This is a genomic window from Streptomyces aurantiacus (assembly GCF_001418335.1).
Classification (GTDB): domain Bacteria; phylum Actinomycetota; class Actinomycetes; order Streptomycetales; family Streptomycetaceae; genus Streptomyces; species Streptomyces aurantiacus.
In genome coordinates, this window is sequence record NZ_LIPP01000311.1 from 17,200 (window position 1) to 32,660 (window position 15,461).

The 15,461-nt window shown below is 70.2% G+C and carries 6 protein-coding genes and 3 pseudogenes; 4 read left to right on the top strand and 5 right to left on the bottom strand.

Translation table 11 applies throughout. From position 1 onward, the window contains the following. Positions 1-26 precede the first annotated feature (26 nt). Both AOK01_RS32445 and AOK01_RS32450 read right to left on the bottom strand, forming a co-directional pair. Positions 27-1,112 carry a hypothetical protein gene (locus AOK01_RS32445; RefSeq protein ID WP_055518002.1) on the bottom strand — a complete coding sequence of 362 codons (1,086 nt, stop codon included), beginning with the start codon at positions 1,110-1,112 and terminating at the stop codon, positions 27-29. Between the two features lie 8 nt (positions 1,113-1,120). Continuing rightward, positions 1,121-1,624, bottom strand: coding sequence for a DUF4365 domain-containing protein (locus AOK01_RS32450; RefSeq protein WP_055518003.1), 504 nt, complete (start codon positions 1,622-1,624; stop codon positions 1,121-1,123). 164 nt (positions 1,625-1,788) lie between these two features. Between AOK01_RS32450 and AOK01_RS32455 the strand changes: the two are divergent. After that, positions 1,789-2,067 (top strand): annotated as a pseudogene (locus AOK01_RS32455) (transposase); the annotation flags it as partial. A 904-nt stretch (positions 2,068-2,971) separates the two neighbouring features. On the opposite strand, the gene AOK01_RS32470 reads toward AOK01_RS32455, so the two are convergent. Both AOK01_RS32470 and AOK01_RS32475 read right to left on the bottom strand, forming a co-directional pair. After that, positions 2,972-3,595: a hypothetical protein gene (locus AOK01_RS32470; protein ID WP_055518021.1), complete on the bottom strand. Its 624-nt coding sequence runs from the start codon at positions 3,593-3,595 to the stop codon at positions 2,972-2,974. A 101-nt stretch (positions 3,596-3,696) separates the two neighbouring features. Next, positions 3,697-4,208 (bottom strand): annotated as a pseudogene (locus AOK01_RS32475) (DinB family protein). A 537-nt stretch (positions 4,209-4,745) separates the two neighbouring features. Here AOK01_RS32475 and AOK01_RS32480 point away from each other — a divergent pair. The 3 genes and pseudogenes from AOK01_RS32480 to AOK01_RS32490 form a co-directional block, all read left to right on the top strand. Further along, positions 4,746-4,928: pseudogene (locus AOK01_RS32480) on the top strand (CorA family divalent cation transporter); the annotation flags it as partial. A 265-nt stretch (positions 4,929-5,193) separates the two neighbouring features. Next, positions 5,194-8,685, top strand: a complete 3,492-nt coding sequence (locus AOK01_RS43790) for a Tc toxin subunit A-related protein (RefSeq protein WP_055518012.1) — start codon at positions 5,194-5,196, stop codon at positions 8,683-8,685. Continuing rightward, complete coding sequence (locus AOK01_RS32490; RefSeq protein ID WP_055518014.1) at positions 8,682-14,543, top strand: toxin TcdB middle/N-terminal domain-containing protein; 5,862 nt, start codon at positions 8,682-8,684, stop codon at positions 14,541-14,543. The genes AOK01_RS43790 and AOK01_RS32490 overlap by 4 nt, the downstream gene beginning before the upstream one ends. A 206-nt stretch (positions 14,544-14,749) precedes the next feature. On the opposite strand, the gene AOK01_RS32495 is transcribed toward AOK01_RS32490, so the two are convergent. Then, positions 14,750-15,461: DUF6537 domain-containing protein (locus AOK01_RS32495; RefSeq protein ID WP_342671082.1), on the bottom strand; the 712-nt coding region annotated here is incomplete at its 5' end.

The following is a 15,461-nucleotide window of genomic DNA, read 5'->3' on the forward strand; positions in this document are numbered from 1 at the left end:
CCCCTCCTCGATGAGCCGAAATCCGGTCAGATGTCGAACCCCCGCCTGGGCACCAGTTCCACCCGGCCGGTCATGCTGGACAACTCGCCCATGACGGTGATCACCTGCCGTTCCCGATGCGCGGTGATCGCACGGTCGTACGAGGCCTGGTCCGGGAGCCGCACCCAGACGGCCCGCCGGACCAGTTCGGCGTGCTCGGTGCGCAACTCACCGCGGACCTTGATCCGCCACCGGTCGTTGCCGGAGGAGTCGTCATGCAGCCCCTCGACCACACCGGAGACCGTCGCGGCACCGGTGGCGTTGAGGCCGCGAAGCCGCAGGGACGCGGCGTGCAGAAGCGATCCCGAGGTCTCCGGGAACGCGACGACGCGTGACGACACATCGCGTGGCTGCGAGCGCGCCCACCGGAAGCCGATCTCGAAAGGCTCGCTCCGGTCGAAACCGGAGAGTTCACTTAGCGCCTTGCACAGATCCGCGGAGACGCCGGCCGTGACGGTCTCGTCGAAGGCCGCGGGCGCGTCCGCCGCTACGGCTGCCTGGGCCGCGCTCACCGCCTCGAGCATCTGGACCAGCACGGCCCGACCGGTGACCTGCTCCCCGCTTGGGGTTCGGGCCGTCGCGTCGGCCGCCACCCGGATCTCGACGACGTAGCTCCCGGCGCGGGAGGGGCCGAGTTCGGCTGCGCTCAAGAGGTCGCCCACCACGCCCGGTTGCCGGCCGGCGAAGGCGAAGTGCGGACCCTGCACGACGGTGCGCGCCGCCGCCGTCAGGAGGTTGCGGACACCCAGCACCGTCTGCGTACCCAGAAGCAGCGAAGTGTAGCCGGGGTCGTGGCCGGTGGGAAACGTGCGGAAGGACTGCTTGTCCAGTTGCGGTCTGGCGATCTCCAGGGCGATGTCGCTCGCCGGCCGGTCCTCCAGCGCGCACAGACAGCGCAGGATCTCCCGTACTCGGCGGTCGTTGTCGCCCATGCCGTCGCGAGCGGGTACCAACACCTCGTAGTCGCCCGGGTGTTGCCAGACACTCGCTCCGCGCCAGCCTTGTGGATCCCGCTCCCAGCCCATTTCCGCCAGATAGCTGGCGATGTCGTCGACCTTCAGCGGAATCGTCATCGGTTCCCCTACCAGTCGGACTGTGTCTCGGCGAGCCGGCGCAGTGAGGCGGCGGTGAGCACGTTCGCTGTCGGAACTCTGACCGGACGCTTTCGGTGACGGTCGGGGTTCTTGATCGGCTCCTCGGAACGAAGCGAGACGAAGTAGCCGAGGTGACGGAGCATCACACCGTCGGTGCTCATGGCCGCGTACGCCTGGTTGTCGGCGGGGACGCAGATGACGAACAGAAACCGGGGCACGGTGAAGTCGGGACCGGCGAGCCTGTTGAACTGCCACTCGTTGAGCCCGCGGTAGTTCAGGTGGCCGAACGACACGGACGGCGCCGACCATGTCTTGATCTGAGCCTCGACAGTGGGTGACAGCGTCCGTCCGTAGCGGCCGGTGGCGCGGAACCCGAGGTCGACCCCGTCCGCGTCGAGATCGCCTTGCAGGACGATCAGGCCTGCCGCAGAGGCCAGCACACGGACGTAGTCTTCGCCGAACTTGCCCTGATGCTGCTTCGCATCGAGCACGAAAGCCCCCCAATGTCCCCCTACTGTGGCACACAGTAGTCGGAATCTTACGGCACGCGCTCACGACTGTCAGGGCCCCATAACGGACCTTCCGACAGGCCTGCGAAACGATGGCCGGCAGGCAGCTGTTCATTTCCGCCGGGACGCGGTGGAGGTCAAGTTCCCCCCAAGCGGTCGCCCACTTGGATGCCGCCCAGCACAACGTCCTGGCGTTCACAGCGTTCCTGCGCGAGACCTGGCGGCAGATCTGGTCCAACAACCCGCAGGAACGACTCGACAAGAAGATCCGCCGCCGCACTGACGTGGTCGGCATCTTCCCCGACCGCACCGCCCTGGTCCGCCTCGTCGGCGCGGTCCTGGCCGAGCAGAACGACGAATGGACCGAAGCCCGCCGCTACATGGGACTCGACCTTCTCGCCAAGGGCTGCCTCCATCCGATCGACAAACCGACGAGACCATCGTCCCGACCCAACTCACCGCCTAGCCTCAAAACGAGATCACCGAGTGGCCGTCAATACACCATCTCAGCGGACGCGACCGAAGCAAGGAGCGGACAAAACGATCACATCGTATCGGGACCTGAGCGCGTCTGAGTAACTGAACCACTCGGGGGCCACTGGGGGCTGCCCCGTCGCACCTCGGAAATCATGTAGGGATCTCCGACTCGCGGAAGACACCGGCCAACGGAGACAACGCGTAGGGGGATGCACATGCCAGGGGCGACGCCAACAACGTCACCGGCATGCCGAACCCGGTGACCAACCGCCCCACCTGGCTGAGTCGAGCGACGTCCCGATAGCACGTGCACGACCACCGCTCGGCCGGCGCCAGGCTCCTCGGCACGCCCCTGGCTGGTTCGTCGCGGACCTCGCCCTCGCGCCTCCGGAAGGCACTCATCCCGTGCTGCCCGACCTCTCAGCGGTCCCATCCTGGGCCGCCGGCTGCCTCGTCGCCCTGACCACCGTCACCACCGCGCTCGTCACGTTGGCGCGCACTCTCGTCCGCGCCCTGCCCCAGACCGCCCCGGCTCGGTTGGATGGTGGCGTGAGCTACTCCGCTACCGCCTCACGGTTCGCGAGCTCAAGGACGCCCGCCGGGCGCACCGCCGCCGCGCCCACAACCCCCGTATATCCAGTGGCGATACAGATGCTGTCCGTACCGGGGGGGGGCGGCCAGCGCGAGAGCGCCGATCCGTGAAAAAAGCGGCGGCCGGCCTCAGTTGGCGGCTGCGGGTGTCCGCTCGGCGGTCGCCCTGATCGTCGCTCCCGTGTCCGTTCGGCGGACACGGGAGGCTGGAGAGGTCAACGCATGCTGCCTGCCCGGGTCGGGTCATCAACCCCAGCAGGCTCAACCGACGAACCGCACCCGCGGTGCCTCCGGCACGTCCACCTCGTACGGGACGGTCCACAGCTCGAAACCTTCTCGACGGCAGGTGAGGACCAGGCGCATCGGCAGGTTGAGCCACTTGTCCCGCCACCGTTCCTCCCGGTCGTTGCCCTCCCACCAGAACGGTGAGCGCGTGCGCTCCAACGCGAACGGCCGCCCCCTACCCACGGCGAGAGCAAACGGGACGACCGTATGCCCGTTCCGGTCCGCGCCGTCGGAGCCGGGCACGAACCGCAACGGCCCCCACACCTGGGCAGCCACCTGCTCCTCGGTCGGTCCCCCAGCGAGCCGGGGCGTGTAGTCCATGTCGTCGCTCTGCGCGACCTCAACTCGGATCTCGTCGAGATGGCACAGCGGAAGCGGACCGACGAGCCGCACGCTGAGCGTCACCCGGTCGCCCTCACCCATCTCGATCCTCACGCTGAACTGCGGCAACAGGTCGGCGTGCCAACGGTCCCGCTCGATGCGCGCAACCGCGTCCGCGGTGGCGTTCGCACGGCGCGCCGCCAGCCACGCGCCCCCAGTGGCGACCGCGCTGAAGACGGCCGTCGACCCAGCGATAATGGAGGCCCAGGACGTTCCCATGAGGCGGGAGCCTAGCGGGAGTTGCACGAACCGTTTGCCGTGACTCCGGCAGGCACTTCGTCTGACGAGCCCAGGGATGCATCGCAGTGCGCGGCGGTCGGCTACTCGCCGGTGACGCCGTCGATGGCCTCGCGGAGGAGATCCGCGTGGCCGACGTGGCGGGCGTACTCCTCGATCACGTGCTGAAGGACGAACCGCACGTCGGTGTCACCGAATTCCGGGTTCGGCACGATGCGCGCGAGGTCGACGGTCACCTTCGCGAATACCTGTCGCGACTCCTCGCACGCCTTCAGGTAGTCCGCGTAGACGTCCTTGGCCGGCGTGGCGTCCGACTCGTCGTACCACTCACCACCGTCAGTGGTGACGTGGGTCCGATAGGGGTGGAAGCGAGGCGTCGTGCCGGCCAACGTCCGCTGGAACCAGGCACGCTCGACCCTCTGCAGATGACGCATGAGCCCCAGCAGGGTCAACGCCGACGACCCCACGGGGCGTAGCCGTAGTTGTGCGTCCGAGAGACCCTCGCACTTCCACAGGAAGGTCGCTCGGTGGTAGTCGAAATTCGATGCGATCAGCTCCAACCACGGGCCTGACAGCGCACGTTAGGCCGGACGATCTTCTGGACGACAAGGTCGCTCACGCTGGGGTCTCCCTGCTGGGCATCAGTCTCGGCCGAGTTGGTACGTCCCCACGATCCGAGGACCGAGCAGCCTCTCTATCGGCACCTCGGGGCACGTTCGACCAAGAAGACCTCTCTTCCGTACCGGCACTCATCGCTCGACGCCGCACCGAACGTGGCCAGGTGTCGCTGCGAGTCGCAGACGACCCGGACGCAACCCGGTGAACTCATGTGGGCAGAGAATTCGGCGACCGCGAAATACACTCGCCGGAGGCCGATGCACGACACGTCAGAGGTAACCCATAGTGACTTCCACCGGCCGCCAGGCGAGCACGAGCGCACCTGGCACGGATCCCTTCGGGACACCCTCTCTGGGGAGAATCTGGGGAGTACGGGCGGCACCGGGGAGCACGTGGGGAGAATCGGCTGCATAGCACGGCATGATCCGGTAAAACGCTGAAAGATCCATCCGCGCAGGCCAGAGGCCATCAGAGCCGCATCACCGCAGTTCAGCGCCCCTACGTAGACAACTCCAAGAAGATCTCGTCGTGGGCCGCCATCCTCTTCGCCCTGACCCTCGTCGGCACGATCTACGGCATGAACTTCACGCACATGCCCGAGTTGCACTGGGTGCTCGGATACCCCTTCGCGATCGCCCTGATGGCCGTCGTGTGCACCAGCTTGTACGTCATCTTCAAGCGGCGGGACTGGCTCTGAGCGGACTGGCTCTGAGCAACCGATCCGCGAGCGCCCGCCTACCCGGCTCGGCGGTGGAGCGAACAACTCCGCCTTATAAGCGAGTTGGCGGCACGAGAGAGGTACGCGACGTGACGGACCGGCGTTAGACGTTCGGGGCCGTTCGCAACCTCATGTCCGCGGTGTCGCGTTGACACGCCTGTCCGTGGACGGCAGGTTCTCCGTGCCTGGGCATGCACCTGTGTACCCGTTCACGTGCCCTTGCCAATCGGCGCCAGGAGGCACCATGAATCCGGACACGGCCATCCTGCTGTACTCGGCCCACCCGCTGGGCGTCGCTTCGGCAGGTGAGGCGACGATGGCTCCGGGATCGCCGCGCACCGCTGTGCTCGACGAGATCAAGGCCGATCTGGACGAGGCCCACGGCCTGGTGCTGGCCGGGGAGTACTCAGGGGCGACACAGTCCTACGAGTCCGTGCGCAACCGGATCTTCCGACTCCTCGCCGACGGAGGGTCGGCCGGGGCGGCGGCGGTCAATCCCCACTTCGGCGCGCCGCACGACGTCGCGCACCTGAAGGAAGTCGTCCGGGCCGGAACAGTACTGCTGGGCGACTTGGTGCCCGGTACTCCGGACACGCCTGTCATCCAGGCGGACATCGACCGGACCAGGCTCGGCGGCTACGGGGAAGCCGCCAAGGCACTGCCGCGGCCCGGTACGGAGAAGGCCGTACCTTTCACCGAGCTGGCCACGCTGGGCATGGTCGCCTTCGACGACGGCGAGTACGACCTGGCGACGAAGAGGCTGTCGGCGGCGGCCGACCTGGCGAAGGACGACAAGGTCGCCCAGGCCGGCCTCCTGCTCAACGCGGGGGCCGCGGCCGCCCAGGCGGGCCGCAGCGATCAGGCCGTGAAGCTCCTGACCGGCGCGGCCGACGGTTTCCGCAAGGCGGAGAACACGCTCGGCACCGCGCAGGCCATGCACAACCTCGCCGTCATCATGGCGGCGACCGGTGAGGTCTCCAAGACCGAGGAGGCGCTCAAGCAGACCGACGAGCAGTCCGGCAAGGCGGCGGGCGCGGTCGGGCACGCCCTGGAGGTGATGCGGTCGATCGGCCGGGCCGATGTCGCCGCCGAGCTGGACGGCACGGGCGTGGCCGATGTCGTCGGCGGTGTGCCGGGCGGCTCGGCCACCGGTGTGCGCGCCGGCACCGGCGTCGGTGGGCTGCTGGTGGGCGGAGCGGACGGCGACCGGGCCGTGAGCGCCGAGGTGCAGAAGTCGCTGGGCCGGGGCGTCCGGCTCATCGTCCGTGATCCGCTGATCGCCACGGCATGGCGCAGCACCCCCCTCGTGGGCACCCTGGAACAGGACGACCGCAAGGTCCGCTACACGGCGGGGTTCGCGCTGGGCTCCGAGATCAGGACCATCAGCTGGCAGAAGGCTGCCGCGCCGTCGGTCGGCACTCTCCTGTCGGCCGCCTACGAGACCCGGCCCACCGCGAAGACCTACCTGGAGCTGCGCTGGTCCGTCCTGACGGCGGTCGACCTGTCCGTTCATTTAGCTCACCTGTTCTACTACGTGATCCCCGTCGGCCTCGCGGAGGCGTACGCGGGGCTCGGCGACTGGGCCAACGCCCGGCTGTGGCTCTACCGGGCCGCCCAGTACCCCTACCTGAACCAGGCCCTTGAGGCACCGGTGCTGTGGCTGCGGCTCGCGCAGACGTACCTCGACGAGGGCGACCTGCTGTACCAGCAGGGCGAGTTCGCCGGAGCGCTGGCCGCCTACGGCGGGGTGGTGGCCGCAGACGGCGCCCGCGGCGGCGGAGAGCTGTACACGCGGCCCGCGCTCGCCGGCGTCGGCACCCTCGTCGCCGAACTGCTGGCCACCCCGGAGACGCTGCCCGGCGACCTCGACGCCGGTCTCGGCGCGGTAGTGCTGGACATCGCCGCGAAGGTGGCCCAACTCGGCCAGAGCCTGGACTGGTTCGGAGTCCCCGTCGATTTCGTGCCGCCGTTCACCTTCGATTACCTGCAGAACGCCGCACGGTTCCTCGGCCAGCAGGCGCAGGCCGCCGAGCGTGACTTCATCCAGTTCATGGACCGCTACGACACCGGGAAACTGACCCGGCTGCAGTTGCAGCAGGCGGTGGCCTCGGCGACCGCCGACCAGGCCGTCGCCGACCAGCAGGCCGTCGCCGCACGGGACGAGGTCCAACTCGCCCGGACCGCACAGCAACTCACCAACCTGCGCCGGACCGACGCGCAGGCGGCGCGCCAGGCCTACAGCGCGATGGCCAACGAACAGATCGGTCTTGAGCGGCAGATCGCCTGGTACAGCTCTCAGAACAGCTGGGAGCTCAACAACCCGATTCCCGGCGACGGGCGGCGGATCCACGAGGTGATCGCAGCCGACCGGCAGCGGCTCGGCGTGATCGGCCGCGACTACGAGCTGCTCCGGATGCAGCAGAACATCAACGAACTCGCCCTCGCCTCGCAGCAGTCGGGCGATCAGCTGGCTATGTCGCAGGCCAGGGCACAAGCCGCGAACCTCTCGGCGCAGGCCGCGAGGCTGCGCCGGCAACAGGCCCAGCAACTGGTCAGCGGGTTCGAACAAGGCTTCTTCACCCCGGAGGTGTGGCGGCGGCTGGCCGACTTCATGCAAGGGCAAGTCCTGCGGTACCTGTACTGGGCAACCCGGGTCGCCCGGCTGATGGAGCGGGCCTACGAGTTCGACTACGACACCACCGTCGACCGGATCCGCACGGACTACTCGGCCGGTGCCGTGAACGGGATGCTCGGCTCCGACCAACTCATCGCCGACATCGACTACTTCACCTACGACCGGATCACTCGCACCACCCACAAGACGCTGCGGGCCGGCCTGGTCGTCTCGCTCGCGGAAAAGTTCCCGTTCGCGTTCGCCGGATTCCGCAGCACCGGTCAGATCTCGTTCGACACCCTGCTCTCCGACCTGGAGCGCGACTATCCCGGCTCGTACAACCACCGCATCCAGGCCGTCGAGGTCGCGGTGGTCGGACTGGTCCCGTCCGGTGGCCTGCGCGGCACCCTGGTCAACAGTGGCATCTCCCAGTACCGGGCGCTCGACACGACCGTGAAGTGGCGGCTGCAGAACGTCGACACACTCCTGCTCGGCTCGTACGAGCGCGATGACGCCGTGCTGTTCCGGCCCCGGCCGGAGCTGCTCACCGTGTTCGAGGGGGTCGGCATGGCCTCCGGATGGACGCTGCGGTACCCGCCCGATGTCAACGACGTCGATTTCCGGTTCATCGTCGACGTCCAGGTCACCTTCCACTTCGAGGCGCAGTTCGACCGGACCCTCGCCGCTACGGTTTCGGCGATCCCGCTGCCTCCGGAGGCGCTGCGGGCGAGCACGTCGTTCAGCGTGGGCAACGACTTCCCGGACCGGTTCTTCCTGTGGCGCAGCCAGGGCACGACGACCCTGCCGATCGGGCCCGAACACCTGCCGCATCACCACGTGGACCCGGTCGTGCGCACCGTGTCGCTGCAGTTGCTCGGCGCCGACGGCCCGGCCCCGGCCGTACCCCTCACGATCACCGCACCCGGCAGCGCCACCGCCGACGTCACCCCGGACGGTACCGGGCGGGTGCCGTCGACCACACCGGCCCTGGCCGCTCTGCACGGTGCCCCCGTGGCGGGGGCCTGGGGGCTGGCCACCACAGCGGACGGTGCCGACCGCACCGCTGTGTACGACGTCCTCCTCTTCGTGGAGTACGACTACACCAGGCGAGGTGGGGCGTGAACGGCACCACTCCGGATGTCCTCAGCCTGCCGAAGGGCGGAGGCTCCGTCGGCGGTCTGGGCGGAAGTTTCACCCCGGACCTCAACACCGGCGGCGGAGGTTACGCCATCCCCCTGGACCTGCCGCAGGGCGTCGACGGGCACACCCCGCAACTGACGTTGCAGTACGCCACGGGCTTCGGAGACGGGCCCTTCGGGCTCGGCTGGTCCCTGCCGGTCCTGCGGGTCGAGCTGTCCTGCGACGGGCGGCTGCCCCGCTACGACGGAACGGACCCGCTGGTCCTGCCGGGCGCCGGACCGCTGGTCGAGGTGCCGGGAGAGCCGGGCCGGCTCGTACCCGAGACCGACGGACTGGGCTGGCGGATCCGCCGGCAGGGGGACGGTTTCGAACTGACGGACCGCTCCGGCGTGCGCCATCTGGTCGGCACCACGGCCGCCGCCCGCATCGCGGATCCGGCCGATCCGTCGAGGGTGTACGCCTGGCTCCTGGAACGCTCGATCCGCCCGGCCGGTGACGAGATCGTCCACACCTGGACCGGCGACCGGCTGTTGGAGTCGGTGACCTGGGCGGCGTACCGCCTCGAACTGCACTACGAGTCCCGGCCCGACCCGGTCTTCGACGGCCGCCCCGGGTTCCCTCTGACCACCACCCGGCGGTGCACGTCGATCGAACTGCACGCCTCGGCGCAGGCACCGACTTCGCTGCGTCGCTACACCCTCGACTACGTCGCCGGCCGGCCGACCGGGCACAGCCTGCTCGCCGGGGTGACCCTCTCCGGGCACGGCGCGGACGGCGCCGTGGCCACCTTTCCCCGGCTGGCGTTCGGCTACACCGCAGGTGGCGCTTTCACCGTACGGGCGGTCGATGCGGCCGTCGCCCGTGTGCTGGCCGCACCGGGCGGCACCGTCGCCGACCTGACCGGTGACGGACTGCCGGACGCGGTCTCGCTCGGCCCGACGCCGACCGTGGCCCGCAACCGCGGCGGACTGGCCTTCGATCCTCCGCGCCGGCTGGCCCGCACCGGTCTGCCGGGTGTCCCGCCCGACGCCCTCACCCTCGCCGCCGACCTCACCGGACGCGGCCGCGTCGACCTGGTCACCGTCGGCCGCGGTCTTCGGCATCGCTACCCCGTCGACGGCGCGGGTGTCCTCGGCGCGCCGGTGGTCAGCGCCTACGCGCCGACGTTCGCGCCCTGGGACCCCGACGTACGCCTGCTCGACCTGGACGGAGACGGCGCCGCCGACCTGCTCAGGCTCGGCGACGGCGTACTGGCCACGGTGTCCACGGCAGGCGGCGCGGAGGACTGGCGGCACGTCGACCAGAAGGCGGTCGGCGGCGACGATCCGCTCATCGGCGTCGACCTCCGGTCGCCCGACATCCACGTCGCCCCGATGACCGGCGACGGCCTGGTCGACCTGGTCGAGGTGCGCAGCGGACGGGTGCGGTACTGGCCCAACCTGGGCAACGGCCGCTGGGGGGCGCCCCGCACCATGGCCGGCAGCCCGTTGCTGCCCGCCGACTACCGGACGGACCGGCTCCTGCTCACCGATGTCGACGGGGACGGCTGCGCCGACCTGGTCTACGTGGACACCGACGCGCTACGGATCTGGCCCAACCTCGGCGGCGCCGCGTTCGAGGCCGAGATCACCGTCGCTCCGGTACCTGGTGTGGCGGCCGAGCGGGTGGAACCGGTGGACCTGCGCGGTACCGGTTGCGTGGGGCTGCTGCTGACCACCCGGCATCGGACGCGCCCGATGGCCTGCCTGGTCGACCTCGACGCCAAGCCGTACCTGCTGAACCGGATCGACGACGGGATCGGCCACGTCACCGAGATCGGCTACGGCACATCGCCGGCCGAGGCACGGCGGGATGCCGAACGAGGCAGGCCCTGGTCGACGTCGCTGCCGTTCTGCCTGCCCGTTGTGACCAGCGTCGTACAGACGGAAGCCGCTGCGGCTGCCCGCACGAGCCGGTTCGCCTACCACGACGGGCACTGGGATCCGGCACTGCGCCGGTTCCTCGGTTTCGCCCGGGTCGACGAGGTGGAGGAGGGCGACGCCGGCGTCGAGGCGCTGCTCAAGCGCACCGAGTTCCACCTCGGACGTACCCCCGAACGCACCGACCGCCCGCCCGCCCACGACGAACGGCTCGCCGCACAGGTGCTGCGCGGCCGGGTGATCCGCTCCGCCGGCCATCGGGCCGACGCCGACCCGGACGTCGAGCCCCCGCTGTTCGACGTCCGGCAGACCTGGCAGGCGCACATCGCCGAGGTGGGCGGCGCCACCGTCGCGTCCCCCCGGCTGACGGAGCGGTGGGAGAACCATCTGCACGGTGCCGCCACGCCCTGGCGCACCACCGCCACCACCACCGTCGGCTGGGACGACTTCGGCAACGTCACCGAGCAACGGCAGCGCAACACCCTCGCAGCCGACCCGACCGCCACTCAGGACCTGCGCACCGTCACCGAGTACGCCACGGATCCCGGCCGCTGGATAGTCGACCGGCCGGCCCGGATCACCCAGACCGACGGCACCGGCACGATCGTCGACGCCAGAATTCTGCGCTACGACGGGCAGCCCTTCACGGGCCTGCCGGAGGGGTCGCTGATACTCGGTCTCGTCACGTCCGAGGAACGGCTGGCTCTGCGCGACGACCAGATGAGCGCGGTGTACGGCGCCGATCCGCCCGATCTCACCGAGCTCGGGTACCACCGCAGGACGGGGGAGGACGGCTGGTGGGTGTATGTCCGCCGGTACGACCGCTCCACCTCCGGCACTCTGGTCAGCCTCGACCCGCGCGGTACCCCGGTGACCCTGTCCCTCGACACCGACCGGCTCTTCCCGGTGCGCCGCGCCGACGCCCGCGGCAACGTCGTCGAGGCGACCGTGGACCGGTACGCCCTGCGGCCCGCCGCCCTCACGGACGGCAACGGCGGTGTCCGCCGCAACACCTACGACGCCCTGGCCCGCCTGGCGGCCGAGTTCCGTCCCGGCGACGAGCCGGACGCGCCCACGATCACGTACCGGTATCTGCTCGATCCGACCGGACCGGCGGTGGAGACCGTCGAGTACCCGAGCGCCGACCGCGGTGACAAGGTCACCTCCCGTCGGCTGGTCGACTCCGACGGCCGGGAGACCGGGGTGGCCCGCCTCGACGGCGACGGTTCCTGGCTGGTGACCGACGCGGTGTGGCGCAACGCCCGGGGCCTGGCGGCCCGTCAGTACCTGCCGTTCCGGACGCCGGTGGGGCCCGGCCCCCAGGCCCCGACCGAGGCCCTGCCGCATCTCGCGACCAGCTTCGACGCGCTCGGTCGACCGCTGCGGGTGGACCTGCCCGACGGCGCGTATCGGCTCGGTGTGCACGCCCCGGGCCGGTCCGACATGTGGGACGAGGAGGACACCCGGGCCGGCGGCGCCCATGAGGGCACGCCCACCAGTTACCACCTCGACGCGGCCGGCAGGGTTGCCGAGGTCGTGTCCCGGTCCGGCGGTTCCGAGGTCGTCACGCGCTACCGGTACGACCTGCGCGACCAGCCCGTGGAGATCACGGACGCCAACGGCAGGCCCACCACGGTCACCTACGACCTGCTGGGACAGCGGATCCGGGTGGACGACCCGGCAACCGGCACCGTCGTCTTCGTCCACGACGCGGCGGGCAACCTGGTGGAGCGCCGCAACGCCGCCGGCCAGCACGCCGGCTACCGGTTCGACGAGCTCAACCGGATGGTCCGCAGCAGCCAGGACGGACAACCCGAGGTGGTCTACCACTACCTCGACCAGGACGACGTCGGCAACGGCGGAGCCCCGGGCCGCCGCATCGGTCGTCTCGCCGCGGTCGACGACGTGCGCGGCACCCTCACCTTCGACTACGACGTGCGTGGCGAGGTCGAACGGCGCCGGGTGTCCCTGACCGGCGGGGCGGACCACGCGCTCCGGCGCCGCACCGACCGCTTGGGACGCGTGGTGTCCATCGCCTACCCCGGCAGTGCCCCCGACGCCCCCGGCCCGGTCCTGACCTACCGGTACGGCCCGCGAGGACTGCTGACCTCCGTCTCCGGAGTCATCGACTCGATCGACTACGACCCGGCAGGCAGCCCGGTGACGACCGTGTACACCGGCGGAGTGCACGTCACGCGGCAGTACGACATGCTCTCCCGGATCGCCGCGACCGAGGTCAGGGACGGAGCCGGGCTGCTCCTCGACCAGGAGACACTCACCCGCGACCACGCCGGACACGTACTCACCGTGTCCGGACCGACGCCCGCCGACGCGTGGACGTACCGTCACGACGACCTGTACCAACTGACCCGCGCCGAGCCCTCGGAAGGCCCCGCCGTCGACTTCACCTACGACGCTGCGGGCAACATCCTCTCCCGCAGCGACGTGGGGACGTTCCGCTACGGTGAGCGCGGTGCCCCACCGGTATGCGTCACCACGGCGGGAGCACAGCAGTACGGCTACGACGCGGCCGGACGGCAGACCAGCGGCCCCGCCGGAACACTCACCTACGACGGACGTGACCGCCTCGTCGGGATCGCCGGACCCGCCGGCGCCGAGGTGTCCTTCGGTGCCTTCGGCGAACGTGCCGTACGGGAGATGACGGTCGGCGGCCGGATCCGGCGGACCGTACTCCTCGACGACCTGGTCGAGCTGCACGACGGCCAACTGCTGTGCATCGTCACCGACGGCCGCGGCCGGATCGGGCAATTCGTCCCCGGCGGGTCGCTCACCCGATGGCACACCGACCACCACGGCTCGGTCCGTCTCATGACCACCGGCACGGGCACGGTCGTCCAACGGATCGCGTACGACCCGTTCGGCAGGATTCTCGCCATCCAGGCCGGCGGAGACCGGCCCAGGGACACGTACGACGGCTACGAACTCCTTGAGCAGATGGCCCTGTACCTGTCGCCGAAGCGCCCCTACGACCCCGTACTGGGCCGTTACCTCGTCCCCGACACGGTCGCCGCGGACCTGTGGCATCCGGTGGGCCTCAACCGTTACGCGTACGCCGCCAACGACCCCGTCACCGTACGGGACCCCGCAGGCCGTGCCTGGTGGCACATCGCGCTGGCCATCGTGGCCGTCGTGGCCGTCGTGGTGCTGACCGTGGTCACCTTCGGGGTCGGACTGATCGGCTTGGGCGCCATGATCGGGGTGTTCGCCGCGATGGCGGTCGGCGGCGCGGTCGGCGGCATCACCGCGGCCCAGGCCGGCGGCGACATCGTGCTGGGTGTCCTGCTCGGTGCGGCGCTGGCCGGTGCCGCGGCGTTGGGCGGGGCGCTGGCCGGGGCCGGTTTCGCGGCCGCGTTCGGCGCCAAGTCCCTCGTGACCTTCCTGCTCTCCGGAGCGGTCAGCGGGGCGCTGCTCGGTGCCGCGACCGGATTCGCGGCCGGGTTCGCCGGCGGCACGGGTTCGCTCGGCGAGATCTGGGAGAAGACCTGGCAATCGGCCCTGGCCGGGTTCGTCACCGGCCTGGTGTTCGGGCTGGCCGGCTACGGATTCGCCCAGGGCTGGTTCGGTACCGGGAACATCAGCCCCCGGCTGCCCACCGGTGCGGAGACCGAACGCGCGCTCGCCGAAGGCGCCAAGGCCGCCGGACAGGCGGCGAACACCGGCGCCGGTGCCGCCGCCATCGGTCAGGGCGCGACCACCACCGCCGGCAGCCTCGCGGGCTCCGCGCTCAATTTCGGCGCGCCGACCGGTTTCAACGTCCTGGGGACCTTTGTCTTCAACCCCGTCGCCGGAACCCTGTTCATCGAGTCGGTCTCGGTCCTGTTCGCCTTCGACCTGGTCGACGACGTCATCGACCTCGTCAAGAACAGCGGCACCGGCTATACGAAGAGCGGCACCTTCTGACGGGGCGGCAGGAGACCTGATGCCCGATCTTGCCGGCGACGGTGGAGCCGCTCCCCGCTGTCGTTCATCCTGCTTCCTCACCCCCGATGATCTTGTCCTGGGTGATGGGAGGGCATCGCCACCAACTGCTCGTCCGACACGGGCACAGGGGGCCCGGACAGGGCCTTCTCGGCAGGCTTCACGGTCTCCAACTCCACTGGGGCGTGTCAGGAGCCAGCCGGTGTCCCCGAAGGCGTCAGGCCCAACTCGGCCAGGAGTTCGGCTTGACGCTGCCGGTAGGCGGTCACGTTGCGCAGCTTGATCTGTTCGTAGCCGCGCACCCTGTCGGGCAGTTCGGCGAGTTCCTTGACGAGCCCGGGGTCGGATTCGACGGCGGACAGGGCTCGCGCGACGGTGCGTCGGTAGTCCTCGACGAGGGAGCGCTCCACGCGGCGGACGTGGGCGTACCCGAAGAGATCCAGGGGCGTTCCGCGTAGTCGGCGCATCGCGCGCAGCACCCGGAACACCGGCCGGAACCAGCGGCCCAGACTGATCTTGCGCTTGACCCCCAGAGCCCTGAGGACGGGCGGGTGGAGCCGGTAGGAGAAGCGTGAGCCCTCGCCGAACTCCGCTGCGATCTGCTGCCGCAGGGTTTCGTCGAGTGCGAGGCGGGCGACCTCGTACTCGTCCTTGTACGCCATGAGTTTGTACAGGTGGTGGGCGACCGCTTCGGTGACGGCGGTGGCCGGCGCTTCCCTCGCGCGGACCTGCTCGACGTACAGGGCGTAGCTCCGTGCGTACTTCTCGTTCTGGTACTGGATGAGGTCGGGGATGCGGATGTCGAGGAGCCGGGCCAGGTCCGTGCCGGGCTCCGCCGCGACCAGCGACCGTATCCGTGCCACGGCCGCCGCTACCGCGGGGGTGGCGACCGCAGGGGTG